Here is a 21,586-nt window from a genome sequence, read left to right on the forward strand (position 1 = left end):
CCGTGTCCAGCGCGCGCCGCGCGCCGCCGCCCGCGCTGCCGATGGGCTACGCGCGGTTGGCGCGCGGTCCCGTGACGGTGATCGCCGACATGGCCGCACCGCCCGAAGCAAGCCCCGGCACCGCCCACGCGGGCACGCTGGCGTTCGAAATGACGGTCGGAGGGGCGCCGCTGATCGTCAGCATCGGCAGCGGTGCGGGCTTTGGCCCGGACTGGCAGGAAGCCGCGCGCCAGACCGCGTCGCACTCCACGCTCGTGCTCGGGGGGCGGTCGCTGGCCACACTGGCGCCGGGACGCGGCGGCACGGTGCTGCGCGACGGGCCGACCGAGGTGGAAACCGACCTGCACCTGGACGTGCCCGATTGCCATGTGGTCGGCGCCCATAACGGCTATGGCCCGGCCTTCGGGCTGGTCCATGCCCGCAGGCTGGACCTGTCGCTGGCGGGCGACGAACTGGCGGGCGAGGACCTGATCAGCGCCGTCAGCGCGGCCGACCGAGCGCGGTTCGCCGGTATCGCGGGCGGCGTGGCCTTCGCGCTGCGGTTCCATCTGCATCCGGACGTCAAGGCCGATCTCGACCCGGACAGCGGGTCGGTGACCCTGCGACTGCCGGGCCGGGATGTGTGGCATTTCTCCCATGACGGGGGGGCGACGATCCGGCTTGACCCCGGCGTCTATCTGGAGAAAACCCGCCCCGAACCCGCGACCGGCCGTCAGATCGTGCTGGCAGGACGGATCGCCGCGCCCGCGCTGACCCTGCGCTGGCGTCTGACCCGCGACCGCGCGACCCCGGCCTTCGCGCCCCGGAACCGATACGAGGACACCAACCCATGACCGATCGCACCCCCATCGCCACCGCGCTGATTTCCGTGTCGGACAAGACCGGGCTGGTGGCGTTCGCCACGGCGCTGGCGGGGGCGGGTGTGCGTCTGCTGTCCACGGGCGGCACGGCGCGGACCCTGCGCGACGCGGGCCTGGCGGTGACGGACGTGGCCGAGGTGACGGGCTTTCCCGAGATGATGGACGGGCGCGTCAAGACGCTCCATCCAGCGGTGCATGGCGGGCTTCTGGCGCTGCGCGACAACCCCGACCATGTCGCCGCGATGCAGGCTCACGGGATCCGGGCGATCGACCTGCTGGTGGTGAACCTCTATCCGTTCGAGGCGACGGTGGCGGCGGGCGCCGATTATGACACCTGTATCGAGAATATCGATATCGGCGGCCCGGCAATGATCCGCGCGGCGGCGAAGAACCACGCCCATGTGGCTGTGGTGGTGGACCCGGAGGATTACGGCCCCGTGCTGAATGCTGTCGAAGCGGGCGGCACCGACCTGATCTTGCGGCAACGGCTGGCGCAGATCGCCTATGCCCGCACGGCGGCCTATGACGCGGCGGTTTCCACATGGATGGCGGGCGCCATCGATGAGCCGACTCCGCGGCGGCGCGCCGTGGCGGCGACGCTTGCGCAGCCCATGCGCTATGGCGAGAACCCGCACCAGGCCGCGGCGTTCTACACCGATGGCAGCGCGCGGCCCGGCGTGGCGACGGCGGTGCAGCACCAGGGCAAGGCGCTGTCCTACAACAATATCAACGATACCGATGCCGCGTTCGAGCTGGTGGCCGAATTCGCGCCCGAAGACGGCCCGGCCTGCGTGATCGTCAAGCACGCCAATCCCTGCGGCGTTGCGCGCGGCGCGACGCTGGCCGCGGCGTATGGGCGCGCCTTCGACTGCGACCGCACCTCGGCCTTTGGCGGGATCATCGCGCTGAACCAGCCGCTGGACGGCCCCACCGCAGAGGCGATCAGCGGCATCTTCACTGAGGTCGTGATCGCGCCGGGTGCCGACGATGCTGCGCGCGCGGTCTTTGCCGCGAAGAAGAATCTGCGCCTGCTGACCACCGATGGCCTGCCGGACCCGACAGCACAGCAACTGACATGGCGGCAGGTGTCGGGCGGGTTTCTCGTGCAGGACAAGGACACGGGCCGGATCGGCGCCGGTGACCTGAAGGTGGTGACAAAGCGCGCGCCGACCGATGCCGAACTGGCGGACCTTCTGTTCGCGTGGCGCGTGGCCAAGCACGTCAAGTCGAACGCCATCGTCTATGCCAAGGACGGGGCCACGGTAGGCGTGGGGGCTGGGCAGATGAGCCGGGTGGACAGCACCCGCATCGCCGCGCGCAAGGCGCAAGACATGGCCGAGGCGCTGGGGCTGGACGCAGCCCCGACCCACGGATCGGTCGTGGCCTCCGACGCGTTCTTCCCCTTCCCCGACGGGCTGCTGACTGCGGCCGAGGCCGGCGCGACCGCCGTGATCCAGCCCGGCGGGTCCATGCGCGACGCCGAGGTGATCGCGGCGGCCGACGCGGCAGGGCTGGCGATGGTTTTCACCGGCCAGCGTCATTTCCGGCACTGACCCGCGATGCGCGGGCTGATCATCGCGGCGCTGATCGTCTTCGCGCTGGACCAGGGCAGCAAGTGGGTGGTGGTCCACTGGCTGGGTCTGAAGCACCGGCTCGCCATCGACGTGCTGCCGCCTGTGCTGAACTTCCGCATGGGCTGGAACGAGGGCGTGAATTTCGGCCTGTTCGCCGGGCATCCCGTGGCGGTCCGCTGGGTGCTGATCGCGCTCGCCGTGGCGATCTGCGCCTGGGTGATCCGTTTTGCGCGGCGCGACGGGCGCCCGGCGATCATGTGGGCCGCGGGTGCGCTGGTGGGCGGTGCGATGGGCAACGTGCTCGACCGGGTGGTCTATGGCGCTGTGGCCGATTTCCTGAACATGTCGTGCTGCGGGATCACCAACCCCTTCGCTTTCAACGTCGCGGATGTCGGCGTCTTCGGGGGGGCCATCGCGCTGGTGATCTGGGCACAGCCCGAAAAGACCCGGTGACGGCGCGCGCGGCCTGCGCTAGACACGGGGCCGCGACCCGACCCGAGCCCGACCCGAGGATGAAACCGTGACCCTGCGTGTGCCGACCCTGATCCTGCTTCTGCCCTGCCTGCTGGCGGCTTGCGGCGCATCGGACCCGCAGCTCATGAGCTTCCCGGGCAGCCGTTCGCCGAGCGAGTTTCTGGTGGCGCCCGCGAAACCGCTGGAAACGCCACCCGATCCGACCGCCCTGCCGCCGCCCGCGCCGGGCATCGCGAACCGTGCGGATCCGACGCCGGTCGAGGATGCCATGGTTGCGCTTGGCGGCCGGCCCGATGCCGGGGTGGCGGGGGACAGTGCGTTCCTGACCCATGTGTCGCGCTATGGCCGCGACCCGGAAATCCGCGCGACCCTCGCCGCCGAGGATCTTGCCTTCCGGCAGTCCAATCCGGGGCGCGTGCTGGAACGGGTCTTCAACGTGAACCGCTATTTCGACATCTACGCAGACCTGTCGCTGGACCAGCAGGCGGAACGCGACCGGCTGACGGCGGCGGGCGTGCCGACCAGCACCGCGCCGCCTGCCGCGCTCCAGCCGGACTGACCGCTCACGAAACCGCGCGCGGCCTTGCGCGGGCCGCGCCGGGGCGTATCTGTCACCAAACGGAGGATCGCCCCGATGATGTCCATGTCCCGACGGTGCAGCGGGTTCGTCGCCGCTTTCGCGCTTGTCGCGGCCCCGCTGGCCGCCATGGCGGCGCCGGATGCCGGCGTCAGCCAGTTCACACTCGACAACGGCATGGAAGTCGTGGTGGTCGAGGATCATCGCGCGCCCGCCGTGGTGCACATGGTCTGGTATCGCACCGGGGCGGCCGATGAACCGGCGGGCGTGTCGGGCATCGCGCACTACCTCGAACACCTGATGTTCAAGGGCACCGATGACATGGGACCCGGCGAATTCTCGGACGTGGTCCGCGCCAACGGGGGACAGGACAACGCCTTCACCTCGTGGGATTATACCGGGTATTTCCAGCGGGTCGCGGCCGACCTTCTGCCTGACATGATGGCCATGGAAGCCGACCGGATGACCGATCTGGTGCTTACGGATGCCGTGGCCCTGCCCGAACGCGACGTGATCCTCGAGGAACGCGCGCAGCGGGTGGACAGCGACCCCGGATCAATCCTGCGCGAACAGATGCGGGCGGCGCAGTATCTCAACCATCCCTACGGCGTGCCGATCATCGGCTGGCGGCACGAGATGGAACGGCTGGATACCGAAGCGGCGATCGATTTCTACCGGACGCATTACGCGCCCAACAACGCCATCCTGATCGTGGCGGGCGACGTGACGCCCGGAGACGTGCGCGCGCTGGCCGAGGAACACTATGGCCCCATTCCGGCCAACCCGGAGATCGGGGCGCGCATGCGTCCCGCCGAGCCGCCGCAGATGGCCGCGCGCCGTGTCGTGCTGGAGGATGCCCGCGTGGCGCAGCCCTACGTCGCGCGCAGCTACCTCGCCCCCGAACGCGACGCGGGCGATCAGGGCCGCGCCGCCGCGCTGACGCTGCTGTCGGACCTGCTGGGCAGTGGAACGGACAGTTTCCTGTCGGAACGGATGCAGTTCGGATCGGGCAACGCGATCTATACCGGCGCGTGGTACGGCGGCATGTCGCTGGATGCCACGACCTTCAACGTGACCGTGGTACCGGGCGAGGGCGCGACCCTTTCCGAGATCGAGGCGGAACTGGATGTGGTACTGGCCGACTTCATCGAAACGGGCGTGGATGCCGACAAGCTCGCGCGGCTGAAACGGCAATATGCCGCCGATGCGGTCTATGACATGGACGACGTGCAGCGGCGTGCCCAGCGGATCGGATCGGCGTTGACGAGCGGGCTGACGCTTGATGACGTGGCCGCATGGCCCGACGCGATCCAGGCGGTGACCGCCGACGACATCCTTGCCGCAGCGCGCGACGTGCTGCGCCCAGAGGCTTCGGTCACCGGCTGGCTGACCGCGCCCGCCGAGACCCCCGAGGTGACCCAATGATCCCCCGCATCCTCTTCGCCGCGCTCGCGGTTGCTACACTGGCGCTGCCCGCCGCGGCCGAGATCGACATCGAGGAGATCGAAACCCCCGGCGGCATTTCGGTCTGGCTGGTGGAGGAACCGACGATCCCCTTCGTGGCGCTGGAAATCGTGTTTCGCGGTGGAACATCCCTCGATCCGGCAGACAAGGGCGGGGCGGTCAACCTGATGACCGCGTTGCTGGAGGAAGGGGCCGCCGACATGGATGCGCGCGCCTTCGCCGCCGCCCGCGACGATCTGGCCGCGAGCTTCCGCTTCGACGCGAGCGATGACAGCGTCAGCGTGTCTGCGCGGTTCTTGTCGGAGACACAGGAGGCCGCCGCCGACCTGCTGCGCGTGGCGCTCGTGGAGCCGCGCTTCGACGACGATGCGGTGGAACGGGTCCGGGCGCAGGTCCTGTCCGGTCTGCGGTCCGATGCCGAGGACCCCAACGCCATCGCGGGGCGGGCCTTCGCCGCGGCGGTCTATGGCGACCATCCCTATGCCCGGCCCGGCGACGGCACGCTGGACAGCGTGGCGGCGCTGACCCGCGACGATCTTCTGGACGCGCATGCCGGTGCCCTGGCCCGCGACCGGGTGCATGTGGCGGCTGCGGGGGACATCACCGCCGAGGATCTGGCCGCGCTCGTCGACCGGGTGCTGGGTGGGCTGCCCGAAACGGGGGCCGAATTGCCCGGTCCGGCGGCGCGGTCCTTCGACGGCGGCACCGCGGTCATCGACTTCCCGACGCCGCAATCGGTGATCAGTTTCGGGCAGCCGGGCATAGACCGCCATGACCCCGATTTCTTCGCGGCCTATGTGGTGAACCAGATCCTTGGCGGCGGCGGATTCGGGTCGCGTCTGACCGAAGAGGTCCGGGTGAAACGCGGGCTGACCTACGGGATCTATTCCTATCTCAGCGCGAAGGATCACGCGGACCTGTATGTCGGGGGTGCGTCGACCGCCAATGCCCGTGCCGCCGAAACCGTGGATGTCGTGCGCGCGGAATGGGCGCGCATGGCCGCCGAAGGCCCGACCGAGGCCGAGGTGGAGGCCGCCAAGACCTATCTGATCGGCGGCTACCCGCTGCGGTTCGACAGCAACGCGTCCATCGCGCGGATCATGGTTGGGATGCAGCTTGACGGGCTGACGCCCGATTACATCGCCACGCGCAACGACAAGGTCGCGGCCGTGACGGTCGAAGATGTGCGGCGCGTGGCGGCTGAACTGCTCGACCCCGATGCGCTGACATTTTTCGTGGTGGGCCAGCCCGAGGGTCTGACCGCCGGGAACTGATCGCCCCCTAGTGAATCACCTCCGCTCATGCTAGGTCTGGTGTCATGCAGGCACCAGACCCCAACATCCACCAGGCTACCCCCAGGATTGCGCAGCTTTCCGAGGCGGCGATCAATCGTATCGCGGCGGGGGAGGTCGTGGAACGCCCGGCATCCGCGGTCAAGGAACTGGTGGAAAACGCGCTCGACGCGGGGGCGCGGCGCGTCGAGGTGGCCTTTGCCGATGGCGGGCGGACGCTTCTGCGTGTCACCGATGACGGGCACGGCATACCCGCGGCGGACCTGCCGCTTGCGCTTGCGCGGCACGCCACGTCCAAGATCGACGGGTCGGACCTGCTGAACATCCACAGCTTCGGCTTTCGCGGCGAGGCGCTGGCGTCGCTCGGGGCGGTCGGGCGGCTGACCGTCACCAGTCGCCATGGCGGGGCCGATGCCGCCAGCATTTCCGTCGCTGGCGGGCGGCAGGGCGATGTGCGCCCCGCGGCACTGCGGGTGGGCACGGTGGTGGAGTTGCGCGACCTGTTTCACGCCACACCCGCCCGCCTGAAGTTCCTGCGCACCGACCGTGCAGAGGCGCAGGCGATTGCCGACGTGGTCAAGCGGCTGGCGATGGCGGAGCCCTTCGTGGGCTTCACCCTGCGCGACCTGACCGGCGGCGGCGATGGGCGCGTGGTGCTGCGCGCGGATCCCGAAGGCGGCGATCTGTGGGGGGCGCTGGACGGGCGGCTCGGGCGGATCATGGGGCGCGATTTCGCGGACAACGCGCTGCGGATAGATGCTGTGCGCGACGGGATCGCCCTGCGCGGTCTGGCGGCGCTGCCGACCTATTCCCGCGGGGCCGCGGTAGCGCAGTTCCTATTCGTTAATGGCCGCCCGGTGCGCGACAAGCTGCTGATCGGTGCGCTGCGGGCGGCCTATGCCGACGTGCTGTCGCGGGACCGGCACCCGGCGGCGGCCCTGTTCATCGATTGCGACCCGGTGCTGGTGGACGTCAACGTGCACCCGGCCAAGGCCGAGGTGCGGTTCCGCGATCCCGGCCTCGTGCGCGGGCTGATCGTGTCGGCGCTGCGCCATGCGCTGGCGGAAGCCGGGCACCGGGCATCTTCCACCGTGGCCGGGGCGACGCTGGGCGCGATGCGGGCCGAGGTTCCGGCCGCGCGTGTCTACCAGATGGATCGGCCCGGACTGGGCGCCCGGGCGACGGGCTATGCCATGCAGGCGCCCGAACCGATGGGCTTCGCGGAAACCGCCGCGCCCTCTGCCCGCCACGATCCCGTGCCCGCCGACACCGCGCCGACGGACCGCCCGCTTGGCGCGGCGCGGGCGCAGGTGCACGAGAACTACATCATCGCGCAGACTGCGGAAGGCATGGTGATCGTGGACCAGCACGCTGCCCATGAACGGCTGGTCTATGAGCGCCTCAAGGCGCAGCGCGCCGCCAATGGCGTGGCCGCACAGGCCCTGCTGATCCCCGAGATCGTGGACATGGGAGATGCCGCCGCCCTGATCCTCGACCATGCCGAATCTCTCTCAGCGCTCGGCCTGGTGGTGGAACCTTTCGGGGCGGGCACCGTGGCGGTGCGGGAAACCCCGGCGATCCTCGGGCTGGTGGACGCGGCGGGGCTCTTGCACGACATCGCCGACGAACTGGCCGATCTGGGCGCGTCTGGCCAGCTGGAGGCACGAATCGACGCGGTGCTGTCGCGCATGGCCTGTCACGGCTCTGTCCGGTCGGGGCGGCGCATGGGCGCCGAGGAGATGAACGCGCTGTTGCGCGAGATGGAGGCGACGCCACTGTCGGGCCAGTGCAACCACGGTCGCCCGACCCATGTGGAACTCAAACTGGCCGATATCGAACGGCTGTTCGGGCGGACATGATCGCGGTCGGGCCATGGCAGATCGACCCGGCGGACCCGGTGGGGATGGCCGTTCTGGCGGGCGCGGGCGTGGCGGCCCTGCTGGTGCTGCTTGTCCTGCTGGCGCTACGCGGGCAGGCGCGGGCCGCGCGCACCATCGAACCGTTGGCGCAGCACCTGACCGCCGTGGCGCGGCGGGTGGAGGACGTGAGCGACGCGCAGCAGCGCCTGTCGGGCGGTCTGACGCAGGTGGGCGAGGCGCAGGCCCGCGCGCAGGCCGCGACACTCGCGACGATGGAAACACGGCTTGCCGAGGTCACGCGGGCCATGGGCGACAGCCTGCAAGGGTCGGCCACGCGCACAGCACGATCGCTGGGCGAATTGCAGACCCGCCTGGAGACCATCGACAAGGCGCAGGCCAATATCGAGAAACTGTCGGGCAACGTGCTGGGCCTGCAGGACATCCTGTCGAACAAGCAGGCGCGCGGCGCGTTCGGGGAAATCCAGCTCAACGACATCGTGTCCAAGGCGCTGCCGCCGGACAGTTTCACGATGCAGGCCACGCTGAGCAACGGCAAGCGCGCCGATTGCCTGATCCACCTGCCGCAGCCGCCAGGGCCGCTGGTGATCGACAGCAAGTTCCCGCTGGAACCCTACGAGGCGCTGATCGACGCCGATACGGACCACGCCCGCTCGCAGGCGGCGCGCGACCTGCGCATGGCGGTGCGGCGGCATATCAAGGCAATCGCCGAGAAGTACATCATCGAGGGGGAAACCGCCGACGGCGCGCTGATGTTCGTGCCCTCCGAAGCGGTCTACAGCGAGTTGCACGCGCGGTTCGGCGAACTGGTGCGCGAAGGCTTCGCCGCGCGGGTCTGGCTGGTGTCGCCGACGACTTGCATGGCGACGCTGAACACCCTGCGGTCGGTACTGAAGGACGTGCGGATGCGCGAACAGGCCGGGCTGATCCGGCGCGAACTGCACCTGCTGCACGCGGATGTGGAGCGGCTGGTCGGGCGGGTCGAGAATCTAGATCGACATTTCGGGCAGGCGCAGAAGGATATTTCAGAGATTCGCATCTCTGCCGAAAAGGCCGGACGCCGCGCCCAGCGGATGGACGCGTTCGATTTCGAGGATGCGTCCGCGCCTGCGGTCATCGAGAAAGCGGGCTAATAGGAGGGCGTGCAGCGTTTGGGTGATACCCTATTGCGCAGTGCTGGCAGGAACCGCCCTGACGATGGCACGGGCGCTAGATCCGCAGGAAAGGCTGGGCGAGCCGCGGCAGCACGGACGTGAAGCGAAGCCGCGCATCGGTGGCTGTCAGGCAGATACAGTCGTCCGTGCCGAACGCGACGGGCGTGTGCTGCACGTCTTCATCCGCTACCTCGATGTCGCCGCGGTGATACGCGCCGTCCGCATCCCGGTAAGCGCCCTGAAGCACCAGCGTCATCTCCGTGCCGCCATGGCTGTGATCGGGCATGGCCATGCCGCTGGGGATGTAGAGCAGCCGCACCTTCGCGCTATCCTGCGTGGGCAGGATGGCCTGCTTCACGCCGCGTCCGACATTGCGCCATGCGACCGACCCGACATCGCCGCCGACATAGCGCTGCACCGCGTCGGGCAGGACGCCCGGCGTTCGGCGGGGTGTCGCCGCGCGCGCGGTGGGCGCGTGGCCCTTGATCCGCGCAAGCGTCGCCGACAATGCGCCATCGTCCATGTGCGCCGGGTCCACTGTGTCCAGAACGGCGCCCCCCACCGTCTCGTAGGCGCCGAGCCGTGCGCGGCTGTCATCCGAAAGGGATACATGGGCCGCCACGACCACGCTGAAAGCTTCGGGAAGCACGCCCGCGGCATAGGCCATCAGGAATTCATCGCCGATATGATGCGTTACAGCCATTCCACGTCTCATTTCATCTCGTGCCGCAATCGTTCAAGTGCCAACCTAATCCGCGACTTGATCGTGCCCAGCGGCAATCCCGTTTCTGCGGCAATTTCGCCATGGGACAGATCCCCGAAATAGGCGCGTTCCACCAGCACGCGCTGTTTCTCGGGAAGTGCCTTCAGGGCTTCTGCCAGCCGTTCGCTTTCCTGCTGAAGGACCAGGATGTCCGCCTGGTCCGGTTCGTCCTCCGGCCCCCAGGCCAGATCGTCCGGTTCCGGGCGCCGTTGCCGGCGCAGCATGTCGATCTTGCGGTTGCGCGCGATCGTGAAGATCCACGTTGCCACGCTGGCACGTGTGGGGTCGAACAGGTGCGCCTTCTGCCAGACCGTCGCCATCACGTCCTGCGCGCATTCCTCGGCCATCGTGTTGCTTGCCCCCGACTTCATCAGGAACCCCTTCACGCGCGGCGCAAAATACTGGAACAGCGTCACGAAGGCAGTTTCGTCCCGATCCGCACGTATCCGCGCGATGCAGTGTGCCCATTCCGCGTCCCGTGTGTCGTTCGTCGTCACCGTGAAGTCCCAAACCGCAGCATCGCGTGTCGTGTCGCAACATATGCGTGGCATGTCACGCGTCTAGCGGCTGCCTTCGGCCAAACCTCACATCTTCGGCATTGTATAGTGCCGAAAGCCACGTTCGGATCATTCTTTGTCGCCTGCGGATCGCATGCGCGCATACGGACCGTTCTTGGAAACGTGGGCACGGGCACCGGCCTTGTCGCCCATTGTCATCCGCTTGTGTCTGGCCTGCGTATGCCTTTCAACGGTGTAAGAAAAGATATCGGGGTAGGTATGCCATACGACACGACAGGCGGGGTGCCCTTGCGGGTGGCCGTGATCGGCGCGGGTATTTCGGGGATGGGCGCGGCGTATCGCCTGGGTCAGCATCACGACGTGACCCTGTTCGAGGCAGAACGGCGCCTTGGCGGTCATGCCCGCACGGTGATCGCGGGTCGGCGCGGGGACCAGCCCGTGGATACCGGGTTCATCGTGTTCAACTACGCGACCTATCCGCATCTGACGGCGCTGTTCGCGGAACTGGACGTGCCGGTGGCCGAAAGCAACATGACCTTCGCGGCGTCCATCGACGGCGGACGGATCGAGTATTCCATCGATACGCTGAATTCGCTGTTCGGGCGGCGGCGCAACGCGATCAGCCCCGGCTTTCTCGGTATGCTGCGCGACATATTCCGCTTCAACGCGCGGGCCGAGGCACTGGCGCAGGACGATGCCCTGACGATCGGCGATCTGCTGGACCGGCTGGGCACGGGTGCGCGGTTCCGCGACCATTACCTTTTGCCCTTCTCGGGCGCGATCTGGTCCATGCCGGAGCGCGACATCCTCGATTTTCCGGCGGCGGCGATGGTGCGATTCTTTCGCAACCATGCCCTGCTGGGCGCTACCGGGCAGCACAAGTGGTTCACCGTGCGGGGCGGGTCCATCGAATACGTCCGCCGACTAGAAAATGCGATGCGCGCCCGCGGTGTCGATATCCGGCTGGATGCGCCCATCGCCCGCGTCGAACGGGACGGGCCCGGCGTGCGGATAAAGGCCGAAGGTGCGGAGTGGGAATCCTTCGACCATGTTATCTTCGCCACGCATGGCGATGACAGCCTGCGGATGCTGGGCGACGCCGACAGCGTGGAGCGTGCGGCGCTCGCCGGAGTGCGCTATCAGCCGAACACCGCGGTGCTGCATTGCGACGAGAGCCTGATGCCGGTGCGGCGGCGCTGCTGGGCATCGTGGAACTATGCCGAGGGTCTGGGTGGGCGCGACCATATCGGGCTGACCTACTGGATGAACTCGCTCCAGCCGATCCCGAAGGAAGATCCGCTCTTCGTGACGCTGAATGCCACGCGCGAGATCGACCCGGCGAAGGTCTACGACACGGTGCAGTTCGGCCATCCGGTGTATGATCTGGGCATGGCGGCGTCGCAGCGGGCGGTGGCCACCCTGAACGGGCATCGCAACACGTGGTTCTGTGGCGCATGGATGCGCAACGGCTTTCACGAGGACGGGCTGGCCACGGCGATGGACGTGGTCAACGCGATCTCGGACCGGACGGGGGTGCTGGCGGCGTGACGCAGGACGGCGTGGATCATGTGCGGGGCGTGACCTTTCACGGGCGCAAGGGCCGGGTGGCCAATGCGTTCCGGTATTCGGTCGATTACGTCCTTTGCGATCCCGACCGCGCTGTGGGGCCGCGCCTGTTCTCGCGCAACCGGGGCAACCTGACCGCGCTGCACGATCGCGACCATGGCGGGGCGCCGGGGGAGGGGCATGGCGTGGCCTGGGCGCGCGAGGTGCTGGCGACGCACCAGTTGGATCGCTGCGATGGGCCGATCCTGTTGCTGGCGCAGCCGCGGGTGCTGGGCCATGTGTTCAACCCGGTCAGCTTCTGGCTGTGTCATGGCGCCGATGGCAGCCTGCGCGCGGTCATTGCCGAGGTGTCGAACACCTTCGGCGACCGCCATTCTTACCTGTGCCATCATCCCGACCAGCGCCCGATCACCCGGCACGAACGGCTGCAGGCATCCAAGATCTTCCATGTCTCGCCGTTCCAGCCGGTGGGGGGCGATTATGTCTTCCGATTTGACATCCGCGACGATCGGGTCGGCGTGTGGATCGACTATCGCATTCCGAACGGCGAGCGGCTTTATGCAACTCTCACGGGGCAGCGTGGGCCGCTGACCGACGGCGCGATCCTGCGGGCAGCGCTGCGCCGGCCCTTCGGGTCGCGGAGAGTGCTGGGGCTGATCCACTGGCAGGCGCTGGTCCTGTGGTGGAAAGGCGCGCGCTGGCATCCGCGCCCCGCACCACCCGCCGAGGAGGTGTCCCGATGACCGCCACGACCCTGACCGCCCCCGGCGCGCGCCTGCCTGCATGGGCGCTGTTCGGGGCCGTCCTGTCGGGGGCGGGGCTGCCGATCTACATCTACGCGCCCAAGTTCTTCGCCGACAGCTACGGTGTCAGCCTGACCCTGCTGGGGGCGGTTCTGTTCGGGCTGCGGCTGTTCGACGTGGTGCAGGACCCGGTGCTGGGCTGGGTGTCGGAACGGCTGGAGAGGGCGCGTGGCCGGGCCGTGGCTGTCGGGACCGCACTGCTGGCGCTGTCGATGGTCGGTCTGTTCGCGGTGGCCCCGCCGGTGTCGCCGGTTTTGTGGTTCGCGCTGACGGTGACGGGGCTGTTCACGGCGTTCAGTTTCCTGACGATCACCTTTTATGCGCAGGGTGTCGCCAAGGCGGGCGGGCTGCCCGGCGGCCACGTGCAACTGGCCGCATGGCGCGAAAGCGGCGCACTGACCGGCGTGTGTCTTGCGGCCGTGGCGCCGACCTTGCTGGCGGGCGTGTCGGCCACGCCCGAGGCGGTCTTTGCGTGGCTCTTCGCCGCGGTGGCGCTGCTGGCCGCACTTTCCATGGCGCCGGAATGGCGCGGCAGCATCTCACGCGAGGAGCCCACTCCCATCGGCGCGATCCTGCGCGACCGCACCGCGCGGCGGCTTCTGATTCTCGCGTTGGTGAACGCCGCGCCGCTTGCGGTCAGTTCCACCCTGTTCCTGTTCTACGTCGAAAGCCGTCTGGGCGCGCCAGGCTGGGAAGGGCCGCTTCTGGTGCTGTTCTTTCTTGCCGCCGCGCTGTCCGCGCCGGGCTGGGGCTGGCTGGCGGGGCGGATCGGGGCGAAGCGCGCGCTTCTGGGCGCGATGGTGCTGGCCATCGCCAGTTTCGCCACCGTGCTGGCCCTTGGCGACGGCGATACCCTGCCATTCGCCATCATCTGCGTGCTGTCGGGTGCGACCATCGGCGCCGACCTGACGCTGCTACCGGCCCTGTTCGCGCGGCGCATGGCCGATATCTCACCCAATGGCGGGCAGGGCTTCGGGCTCTGGTCGCTCGTTTCGAAATTCACCCTTGCGCTTGCAGCGGCGTCGTTGCTGCCGCTGCTGGAGGCCGGGGGGTTCACCGTGGGTGGGGACAACGATCCGGCCGCGCTGTGGCGCCTGACGCTGCTCTACGCACTTGTCCCCTGTGTTCTGAAACTGGTCGCCATTGGCCTGCTGGCCGCGACCAAGCTGGAGGAGAGCTAGACCATGGACGTTCTGATCTACGTCGCCCTGGGGGCCATCCTTGCATGTCTCGCCCAGGTACTGGCCCGCAGATTCGTCGGCTTCGGGGCGCAATCGCCCGAAGACTACGCCGGGCAAGGCCCCGATTTCGACATCCGCCGTCATCTGACCGGCGACATCGCCAGCGAAGGCGTGATCTACGGACCCACGGGCCGGGTCGCGGCGCGGTTCGTAGCCGAGATGCATGCGGAATGGGATGGCGATACGGGAACGATGACCGAGCATTTCCGGTATGACAGCGGCACCGTGCAGGATCGCTCATGGGTGTTGAAGGTCGGGCCGGAGGGTGCGATCACCGCCACGGCGCCTGATCTTGTGGGCGAAGGACGGGGTGCCCAGAAGGGGACCGGCGTGATGCTGCGTTACGCGATCCGGCTTCCCGAAAGCTCGGGCGGCCACGTCCTGCAGGCGACCGACTGGATGTATCTCATGGAAAACGGCACGATCATCAACCGCAGCGAGTTCCGCAAGTTCGGCTTCCGTGTCGCCGAACTCGTGGCGACGATGCGCCCTGTCGCGGCCGCCGAGTCCGAAAGGGTCGCCGCTGAATGAAAAGGGAATGGATCGGCAAGCGATATTGGCTCGTCGGGGCGTCCGAGGGCCTTGGACGCGCACTGGCGCACCGTATGAGCGCGGCAGGTGCCGAACTGATCCTGTCGGCGCGGGATCGTGGTTCCCTCGATGCGCTTGCGGCGGAGTTGCCGGGTCGCTGCCACGTCCTGCCGATGGACGCCACCGACCCGGAGGCGGTCGCCACCGCCGAGGCGCAACTGGGCCGCGTCGACGGGCTCGTGTATCTGGCCGGGGTCTACTGGCCCATGAAGGCGACCGATTGGGACAGCGATCGCGCCGCGCAGATGATCACCGTGAACGTGAACGGGGCAATCCGGTCGGTGGGTGCGGTGCTGCCGCAGATGCTGGCGCGCGGCGGCGGGCATATCGTGCTGACCGGCAGCCTGTCGGCGTATCGCGGCCTGCCCGGCACCATCGGCTACAGTGCCAGCAAGGCGGCGATCATGTCGCTGGCGGAGTCGATGCAATGCGACCTGCACAATTCGGGGATCGACGTCCAGCTTGCCAATCCGGGCTTCATCCGCACGCGCCTGACGGACAAGAATGATTTCAGGATGCCCTTCCTGATGGAACCCGACGCGGCGGCGCGGGCCATGCTGAAACACATGGAAAGCGACCGGTTCGCGGTGGATTTCCCGTGGCTTTTCTCGACCGTGTTCCGGCTGAGCCGCCTGTTGCCCGAGTTTCTCTATACCCGGATCTTCGGCGCGCGGGCGTGACATGCACGCGCCTTGCACCTGGATGGCGGCGGGCGCATGATCCCCGTGACAAGCCCCGTGTTGTGACGAAAGGATCGGGACATGCCTGAGATCCATGCGGACGTGATCGCACAGGTGATCGCGCTGGCGCGTGAAATCGACGAGTCGACGGTTGTCGGTGCCCATGACGGGATGCGCGACCCCGCCGCGGGTTCGCTGGCGGCCCGGGAACTCAGGGACTTCATCGGGAACCTGACCGAGGAAGAGCAATACAGCCTTGTGGCGGTCATGTGGATCGGGCGCGATAGTTTCGACGCCGAAGACTACGACGAAGCTTACGCGACCGCGCAGCAGGAGGCGACGAACGCCACGGAAGCGTATCTGTCAGGCATCCCCATGCTGGCGGATTACCTTGAAAGCGGTCTGGAATCGCTCGGGATCGCACCGGGCGAGGCTGACAAGGGCGTGTACTGACATCAGGGCCCGGCAGACGCCGCACCTTGGACCGATTCGGTCATCCACCGCCCCCGTGCCCTGTCCGAGCCATGCCGATGACGGGCGGATCGGCGGCCGGGTTCTGAACCGGAAAGGTTCAGAATGGATTTCTTTGACCATCGCATGTCTTGACACGCTGCGGCGCAGCAAAAATCGCATACATCATATGCACTTGACGCAACCCTTTATCCTCGGGCATGACGGATGCGTGCCAGCCTGTTTCAGCACGCTGACATCATCGGCAAGGGGAACCTGACATGCGCAAGCTTTGGGCGATTCTGTGTGTCGTCGGCTTCACGGCCTTCTGGACGTACGGGTTCATCGCGCTGTCCGGCGTTCTGGGGGAGCGACCGACCCACGCGATGACCTTCGTGCTGTGTCTTGCGGGGCTTGGTGCGGGATTGGCGGGCTGGTTCCAGGTGATGCGTTCGGCCCCCTCCATGCATCGACGGCGCGCTGCGGCGCGTTCCCGGCTTGAAGAGGAATATCTTCAAAGCGCGGGGTGAGCCGCTCACGCAGGGAGGAGCGTGTTGCGGACATCATGTCGTTGGCATGGGGGTGCGGGCCGGTATCGCCGGGGCCACCGTCAATAGCAGGGGGGCTTTCGGCATCGCCGGGAGCCCCTTTGCGTATCTGGCCATGTGACCGGGCGCTGCCTTTCCGGTATCGGGCGAAGGAAAACGGCGACACCGCGTGAGGGAGGAGGAGCGGTGCCGCCGTTGATCGCGCATGACCCAGGGAGGAGGAGGGGCCAGCGGCAATCCTTCGAGGCAGGGAGGGAGGAGGAACCCTGCTCGTGAAACGTACATAGGCCGCCATGCCGCAGATGCAAAGTGCGTGGCGCAACAATGCTGCATTGCACTGTCTGCATGACTTTCCGCAGTGCAGCAAGTGCCCGATCTGGTGAATATGATCTGGTGATGCGGCGTGATACGCCATGTGAAGGATGATAGGGCATATCAGGGGGCCGGTGCGGCCCGGAGGAGCCCGGAGGCCAACTGGACAGGATTGGGACATGCGATGGCAAGCGACATGACGACCCCGCCGGCCAGAGCCGCGATCAACGCTGTCGAATCGCTGGCCGCGACTCTGGCACAGGGCCGGTCCGATGCGGCGGGTGCCCTTTTCGCGGCGCATGGCGCCCCGTCGCCGATGATCGTGTGGCGCCCGACACTGGCCGATGCCCGCCACCCGATCCTGCGCAGCTTCCTGCGCGGCTGCGGGGAAGACGGCGGGCCGCTGCCCTTGTCCTGGCTCGATAGTGAGGAATTCGCGGCGCTGGCGGATTGGGCGATGGTCGTGGCCCCGGTCGGTAACGACGGCGACGATTATGTCTATCGCCATTACGGCACCAAGATTGCCGAGGTCTACCAGACCGATCTGACCGGGCAGCGCACGTCGTCCATCGGGGGGCATGTCGCGCTGTTCTTCACGGCGCTCTATAACGCGGTATCGATGCGGCGCGAATCGGCCCTGAGCGTCCACGAGCCGCCAAGGCAGGTCTTCGTGCGGGCGTGGCGGCGCGTGATCCAGCCGCTGATGGATGATGACGGGCGCATCGTCTGCCATGCCGTCGCCAATGTTCCCGACAACGATCTGCGCGCAGGGCTGGAAGTTCTGCCCCATGCGGTGATGGTCGTCACGGCAGGCGGGGAAGTTTGCTACGCCAATCGTGCGGCCTGCCTGCTGTTCGGCCAGTCGCGCAGCCCGCTGGCAGGGATGGGGATCGGCGCCTTTACGGGGCTGGACGTGCGGTTGCCGGAAAGCCCGGACCGACTGATCCTCGATGGGCGCCCGCATGAGGATCGGGCCCTCATGGCCCGCGGCGGGATTGTCGTGCCGATCCGGCTGACCGTCGGCGCCACGTTCTACAGGGACCTGCCGCTCTATGTCGTGTCGGCCCGCGAGGATCTCTGACGACGTCAGGGCCTGTCGCTTTGGCCGGTACGAATGACAGGACCGCGCCGGAGCGGTTCTCCGGCGCGGTCCTGTCAAATTCTCCAGCGGCAGTGCCGGGCTGTCAGCCCTGGCGTGCCTTGAATTTCTTCTGGGTCTTGTTGATCACATAGACCCGACCCTTGCGGCGCACCACACGGCAATCGCGGTGACGCTGCTTGAGCGAGCGAAGCGAGTTCCTGACCTTCATGGTCTACTCCTGTTCCTCGCGGCGCGCGGCAGGCGCCGTGTTGCGTTTCGTGCCCCTTCGGGCGGTTCGGGGCGCGCCTTTGGCGCGCAGTCGTATCGCACCAGCGGCGCGAGGTCGTCTTCCGCGCCAGAGGGGCGCATGGTGGGCGGTACTGGGATCGAACCAGTGACCCCTACGATGTCAACGTAGTGCTCTACCGCTGAGCTAACCGCCCCGCCGTGGTGCCCCTGCGACAGCCCGATGCGACACATGCAACAGTCCGCCGCGCGGTGGCGCCCGCGTCGGTGCGCGGTCTATAGAGGGAGTCGCAGGGCGGTTCAAGGGGTATTGGACCCCTCGCGAATCCGGATATAACCAAACTGTTGCAGCAAGGAGCGCCGGTGCATTTCGACCTGATCCAGCCGTCCGAGGTTCTGACCGGCGCGGTGTTCGCCTCACCCCATAGCGGACGGGACTACCCGTCCGACCTGCGCATGGCGACCGTGCTGGACGAGCGTGCGTTGCGGTCGTCCGAGGATGCGTTCATGGACCTGCTTGTGAGCGATGCGCCCAGCCTTGGCGCGCCCTTGCTGCTGGCGCGGACGCCGCGGGCCTATGTGGATCTCAATCGCAGCGTGGACGAGCTGGACCCGGCGGTGATCGACGGGGTGCGCCGCGGGCCGCACAACCCGCGCGTGACTTCGGGCCTGGGCGTCATCCCGCGGGTGGTGGCCAATGGCCGGGCGATCTATCGCGGCAAGCTGACGCTCCAGGATGCCCGCGCGCGGCTTGAAACACACTGGCACCCCTATCATGCCGCCTTGCGCGATCTGCTGGCGCGCCAGCAGGCCACGTTCGGCACGGCGGTGCTCGTGGATTGCCACTCGATGCCCCACGAGGCTATCGAGGGCATGGCCGGGCGAAATGGCCGCGCACCGGATATCGTTCTGGGCGACCGCTTCGGTGCGGCAGCTTCGCGCGAGATGGTGGACCGGATCGAGCACGCCTTCACGGCCGAAGGGCTGACCGTCGCCCGCAACACGCCCTTCGCCGGCGCCTTCATCGCGCAAAGGTATGGCAGGCCCGCGCAAGGTTGCCACGTCGTGCAGGTGGAACTGGACCGGGCCCTTTACATGGACGAGGCGACGCTGACGCCGCGGCCCGACTTCCACGACCTGCGCGCCACAATGGCCCGCGTGATGGCGCGGATCGTGGACATCGCCCGCCCGGCTGTCCCGTTGGCGGCGGAATAGATGCGGCGCGGCAGGATCGCGCGTGGCCGCCAGTCGGCCCACGCTTCCCGTCGGCATGGTGGTGGACCGGGATAGACGCCAAATTCAGCGCCGCTATGGCGTGCCTGTGCGGGAACGGGATCGCGCGCGCATGGCCCCTGTCCGGAACAGCTTGCACATGGCGCCCGTCCGTGTTGTGCACGGTGCCTGCCAGATGGCGTCGCGCTGCCGCCTGCGCCTGGCGCGCCAGGGTGCCGCCCGTCAGGTCCCGACCCGGAAGGAAACCCGATGCGCATCCAGATCGACCTTGCCTTGCACTATCGGTTTTCGCAGCCCAACACCGTGTTCCTTGCGCTGGAAGCGTGCAACACGGACGGGCAGGCGATCGTGCAGAGCGAGCTTTATCCGGGCGATTCCGCCCTGACCCGCATTCCCGGCGATTCCAATGTCGGGGAACGGATCTGGGCCCGGGTGCCGGGCTACGAACTGAGCCTGCAATACCGCGCGCTGGTCGACATCACCCGGTCGCGCGCCGTGCTCGAAGGCCGGAGCGCGATGCCGCGGCATCTCATTCCGGGCGATGTGGCACCCTATCTCCGCCCGTCCCGGTATTGTCAGTCCGACAAGTTCATGGGTTTCGTCCAGAAGCGCTTCGGCCACCTGTCCGGCGGCGACAAGGTCGCGGCCATGCGGGCCTGGATCGAGGACGAGCTGACCTATGTCCCCGGCAGTTCGGACGCCGATACAAATGTGCTGGAAACCTTCGCGGGGCGGCAGGGCGTCTGCCGCGACTACGCGCATCTGATGTGCTCCATGGTGCGCGCGGCCGAGATCCCGGCGCGGATGGTTGCCGCCTACAGCCCTTACGTCGTGCCGCCCGATTTTCACGCCGTCGCCGAGGTCTGGCTGGACGGGCAATGGCACCTTGTCGACGCGACAGGCATGTGCGGGGCCGACACGCTGGCGATCATCGCCGTGGGGCGGGACGCCTATGACATCGCGTTCATGGACTCACAGGCCCCTGCGAACATGCTGTCGCAATCCGTTTTCGTGACGCGGGTCTGACGCGTCTCGGGGATGCGGCGCGGGCTTTGCCCTGCCGGTCCATGCAATCTCCTTTCCGCGCACCGCTGCCGCGCGCGGCGTTGCGGGCGCAGACATATGGGGCGGGATGGCCGCGGTCGCATGACCCTCGGGCCGACCCAGTCTTTGGACATTGCCCGGCCGGGTTTCAGGGGGCGCGAGCCCGAAGGCCGGGCCCCGTGCCCGCGACGACAGGTTCAGGCGGAATCGTCGCCGCCGTCCCTTCCGCCTCGTCCGCCGGCCCCCGGCCATCCCGGCGGCGCGTCGATCATCTGCATCGGTGGCGCATCAGGGTCCGCGATCGCGGCGAGTGCCGCGCGAGCGAGGAATTCGCCTGCCTTTCGCACGTCCTCCTCGATGATCAGGATGGGGTCGCGGAACAACCTCAGGAACGGGATCGCGTCCTTCGACAGCAGGTCCACGTCGCGCCCCATGGATCGCCCGCAGGATTCCAGCCCGGCAACGGCGGCCATGGCCGCCAGGGGCGTGCCCACCAGAACCCCGTCGATGGCCGGGTCGTGGTGCAGCGCGGCGACCACGGCGGACGTGATCGCGCCGATGGAATCGTCGCTCGATACACCCGGGGCGACGATCAATGCCGCGCCGGCCCTTTCTGCAGCACGTGTCGCGCCGCCGATCATGTGATGGGCATAGCTTTCGCCCCGTGGCGGGGCGATCAGCAGAATGCGCCGCCGTCCGGCCCGCGCCAGCCGCGACACGCCCAGTTCACCGAAGGCCGCATTGTCGAAATCGAAGAAGGCATGTTCCGCGGACCTTTCGCCGCGCCCATGGGTGGCAAAGGGAAAGCCCTTGTCGAGAAGGTAATCGACGCGCGCATCGCGTGGTGCGATCTGGTTGAGGATGATGGCATCCGCCGATCCCGTCTCCACGATGGTGCGCACGGGATTCATGCGGTCGTCATCGGGGAAATAGGGGGTGATGGTCAGGTGATAGCTGGTACCACGCAGCCCGGATGCGATGGCCGAGATCAGCCGCGCGGTCAGGTCCATCATCTCGTGATCCGTAGGCAACACGAGGCTGACGACATTCGTCCGCCCGGTCCGCAGGCGCACCCCCGCCCGGTTGGGCACATAGCCGATCCGTTCGGCGGTCTGGCGGACCTTCAGCTTGGTGATGGCGCTGATATCCGGCGCATCGCCGAGCGCGCGCGACACGGTGGGCACGGCGAGCCCCGTAAGGTCCGCGATGGTTCTGAGGGTTGGTTTGCGTGACACCGG

At 67.9% G+C, this 21,586-nt stretch carries 22 protein-coding genes and 1 tRNA gene; 18 read left to right on the forward strand and 5 right to left on the reverse strand.

Annotation, left to right across the window (positions count from 1 at the left end):
* The 8 genes from DDE13_RS06835 to DDE13_RS06870 all read left to right on the forward strand — a co-directional run.
* Window positions 1-833 (forward strand): heparinase II/III family protein (locus DDE13_RS06835; RefSeq protein ID WP_222626044.1); only part of this gene is annotated, 833 nt, incomplete at its 5' end.
* Entirely contained in the window at window positions 830-2,413 is a 1,584-nt protein-coding gene (gene purH / locus DDE13_RS06840) for a bifunctional phosphoribosylaminoimidazolecarboxamide formyltransferase/IMP cyclohydrolase (protein ID WP_111402785.1), read from the forward strand. The genes DDE13_RS06835 and purH, both read left to right, overlap by 4 nt.
* A 6-nt stretch (window positions 2,414-2,419) precedes the next feature.
* A complete protein-coding gene (locus DDE13_RS06845; protein WP_111402787.1) occupies window positions 2,420-2,887 on the forward strand; it encodes a signal peptidase II in 468 nt (155 codons plus the stop codon).
* 67 nt (window positions 2,888-2,954) lie between these two features.
* The gene (locus DDE13_RS06850) at window positions 2,955-3,467 is read left to right on the forward strand and encodes a DUF3035 domain-containing protein (protein ID WP_111402789.1); all 513 of its coding nucleotides are present in this window, start codon (window positions 2,955-2,957) and stop codon (window positions 3,465-3,467) included.
* Window positions 3,468-3,551: 84 nt separating this feature from the next.
* Window positions 3,552-4,910, forward strand: a complete 1,359-nt coding sequence (locus DDE13_RS06855) for a M16 family metallopeptidase (protein WP_111402908.1) — start codon at window positions 3,552-3,554, stop codon at window positions 4,908-4,910.
* A complete protein-coding gene (locus DDE13_RS06860) occupies window positions 4,907-6,223 on the forward strand; it encodes a M16 family metallopeptidase (protein WP_111402791.1) in 1,317 nt (438 codons plus the stop codon). The genes DDE13_RS06855 and DDE13_RS06860 overlap by 4 nt, the downstream gene beginning before the upstream one ends.
* A 44-nt stretch (window positions 6,224-6,267) precedes the next feature.
* Window positions 6,268-8,100, forward strand: coding sequence for a DNA mismatch repair endonuclease MutL (gene mutL / locus DDE13_RS06865; protein WP_111402793.1), 1,833 nt, complete (start codon window positions 6,268-6,270; stop codon window positions 8,098-8,100).
* Entirely contained in the window at window positions 8,097-9,251 is a 1,155-nt protein-coding gene (locus DDE13_RS06870) for a DNA recombination protein RmuC (RefSeq protein WP_111402795.1), read from the forward strand. The genes mutL and DDE13_RS06870 overlap by 4 nt, the downstream gene beginning before the upstream one ends.
* 76 nt (window positions 9,252-9,327) lie before the next feature.
* Here DDE13_RS06870 and DDE13_RS06875 read toward each other — a convergent pair whose 3' ends face one another.
* On the reverse strand, window positions 9,328-9,975 hold the full coding sequence (locus tag DDE13_RS06875; protein ID WP_222626045.1) for a ChrR family anti-sigma-E factor: 648 nt from the start codon (window positions 9,973-9,975) through the stop codon (window positions 9,328-9,330).
* A gap of 8 nt (window positions 9,976-9,983) precedes the next feature.
* A complete protein-coding gene (locus tag DDE13_RS06880; RefSeq protein ID WP_394340289.1) occupies window positions 9,984-10,490 on the reverse strand; it encodes a sigma-70 family RNA polymerase sigma factor in 507 nt (168 codons plus the stop codon).
* A gap of 321 nt (window positions 10,491-10,811) precedes the next feature.
* Here DDE13_RS06880 and DDE13_RS06885 point away from each other — a divergent pair, with 321 nt between their 5' ends.
* The 8 genes from DDE13_RS06885 to DDE13_RS06920 all read left to right on the forward strand — a co-directional run bounded on the left by DDE13_RS06885 (window position 10,812) and on the right by DDE13_RS06920 (window position 17,825).
* The gene (locus DDE13_RS06885) at window positions 10,812-12,101 is read left to right on the forward strand and encodes an NAD(P)/FAD-dependent oxidoreductase (protein WP_111402801.1); all 1,290 of its coding nucleotides are present in this window, start codon (window positions 10,812-10,814) and stop codon (window positions 12,099-12,101) included.
* Window positions 12,098-12,862 (forward strand): DUF1365 domain-containing protein, encoded by a 765-nt coding sequence (locus DDE13_RS06890; protein WP_235868621.1) that lies wholly within the window; start codon window positions 12,098-12,100, stop codon window positions 12,860-12,862. The genes DDE13_RS06885 and DDE13_RS06890 overlap by 4 nt, the downstream gene beginning before the upstream one ends.
* A complete protein-coding gene (locus tag DDE13_RS06895; protein ID WP_111402805.1) occupies window positions 12,859-14,103 on the forward strand; it encodes an MFS transporter in 1,245 nt (414 codons plus the stop codon). Before DDE13_RS06890 ends, DDE13_RS06895 begins: the two co-directional genes overlap by 4 nt.
* Before the next feature lie 3 nt (window positions 14,104-14,106).
* Complete coding sequence (locus DDE13_RS06900) at window positions 14,107-14,694, forward strand: DUF3833 domain-containing protein (RefSeq protein ID WP_111402807.1); 588 nt, start codon at window positions 14,107-14,109, stop codon at window positions 14,692-14,694.
* A complete protein-coding gene (locus DDE13_RS06905; protein ID WP_111402809.1) occupies window positions 14,691-15,434 on the forward strand; it encodes an SDR family NAD(P)-dependent oxidoreductase in 744 nt (247 codons plus the stop codon). The genes DDE13_RS06900 and DDE13_RS06905 overlap by 4 nt, the downstream gene beginning before the upstream one ends.
* 81 nt (window positions 15,435-15,515) lie before the next feature.
* Entirely contained in the window at window positions 15,516-15,887 is a 372-nt protein-coding gene (locus tag DDE13_RS06910) for a DUF3775 domain-containing protein (protein ID WP_111402811.1), read from the forward strand.
* Window positions 15,888-16,165: 278 nt separating this feature from the next.
* Window positions 16,166-16,414, forward strand: a complete 249-nt coding sequence (locus DDE13_RS06915; protein ID WP_111402813.1) for a hypothetical protein — start codon at window positions 16,166-16,168, stop codon at window positions 16,412-16,414.
* Between the two features lie 526 nt (window positions 16,415-16,940).
* Window positions 16,941-17,825, forward strand: a complete 885-nt coding sequence (locus tag DDE13_RS06920; protein WP_162630894.1) for a PAS domain-containing protein — start codon at window positions 16,941-16,943, stop codon at window positions 17,823-17,825.
* Between the two features lie 103 nt (window positions 17,826-17,928).
* On the opposite strand, the gene ykgO is transcribed toward DDE13_RS06920, so the two are convergent.
* The gene (ykgO, locus tag DDE13_RS06925; RefSeq protein WP_111402817.1) at window positions 17,929-18,054 is read right to left on the reverse strand and encodes a type B 50S ribosomal protein L36; all 126 of its coding nucleotides are present in this window, start codon (window positions 18,052-18,054) and stop codon (window positions 17,929-17,931) included.
* 139 nt (window positions 18,055-18,193) lie between these two features.
* Window positions 18,194-18,268 (reverse strand) — tRNA-Val (locus tag DDE13_RS06930).
* A 166-nt stretch (window positions 18,269-18,434) separates the two neighbouring features.
* Between DDE13_RS06930 and DDE13_RS06935 the strand changes: the two genes are divergently transcribed.
* Window positions 18,435-19,286 carry an N-formylglutamate amidohydrolase gene (locus DDE13_RS06935; protein WP_111402819.1) on the forward strand — a complete coding sequence of 284 codons (852 nt, stop codon included), beginning with the start codon at window positions 18,435-18,437 and terminating at the stop codon, window positions 19,284-19,286.
* Between the two features lie 267 nt (window positions 19,287-19,553).
* Window positions 19,554-20,330, forward strand: a complete 777-nt coding sequence (locus DDE13_RS06940; protein WP_111402821.1) for a transglutaminase-like domain-containing protein — start codon at window positions 19,554-19,556, stop codon at window positions 20,328-20,330.
* A gap of 215 nt (window positions 20,331-20,545) precedes the next feature.
* Here DDE13_RS06940 and DDE13_RS06945 read toward each other — a convergent pair whose 3' ends face one another.
* On the reverse strand, window positions 20,546-21,583 hold the full coding sequence (locus DDE13_RS06945) for a LacI family transcriptional regulator (RefSeq protein ID WP_235868622.1): 1,038 nt from the start codon (window positions 21,581-21,583) through the stop codon (window positions 20,546-20,548).
* Window positions 21,584-21,586 lie beyond the last annotated feature (3 nt).

It is taken from the genome of Meridianimarinicoccus zhengii (assembly GCF_003254465.1).
In the GTDB taxonomy this organism is placed as follows: domain Bacteria; phylum Pseudomonadota; class Alphaproteobacteria; order Rhodobacterales; family Rhodobacteraceae; genus Meridianimarinicoccus; species Meridianimarinicoccus zhengii.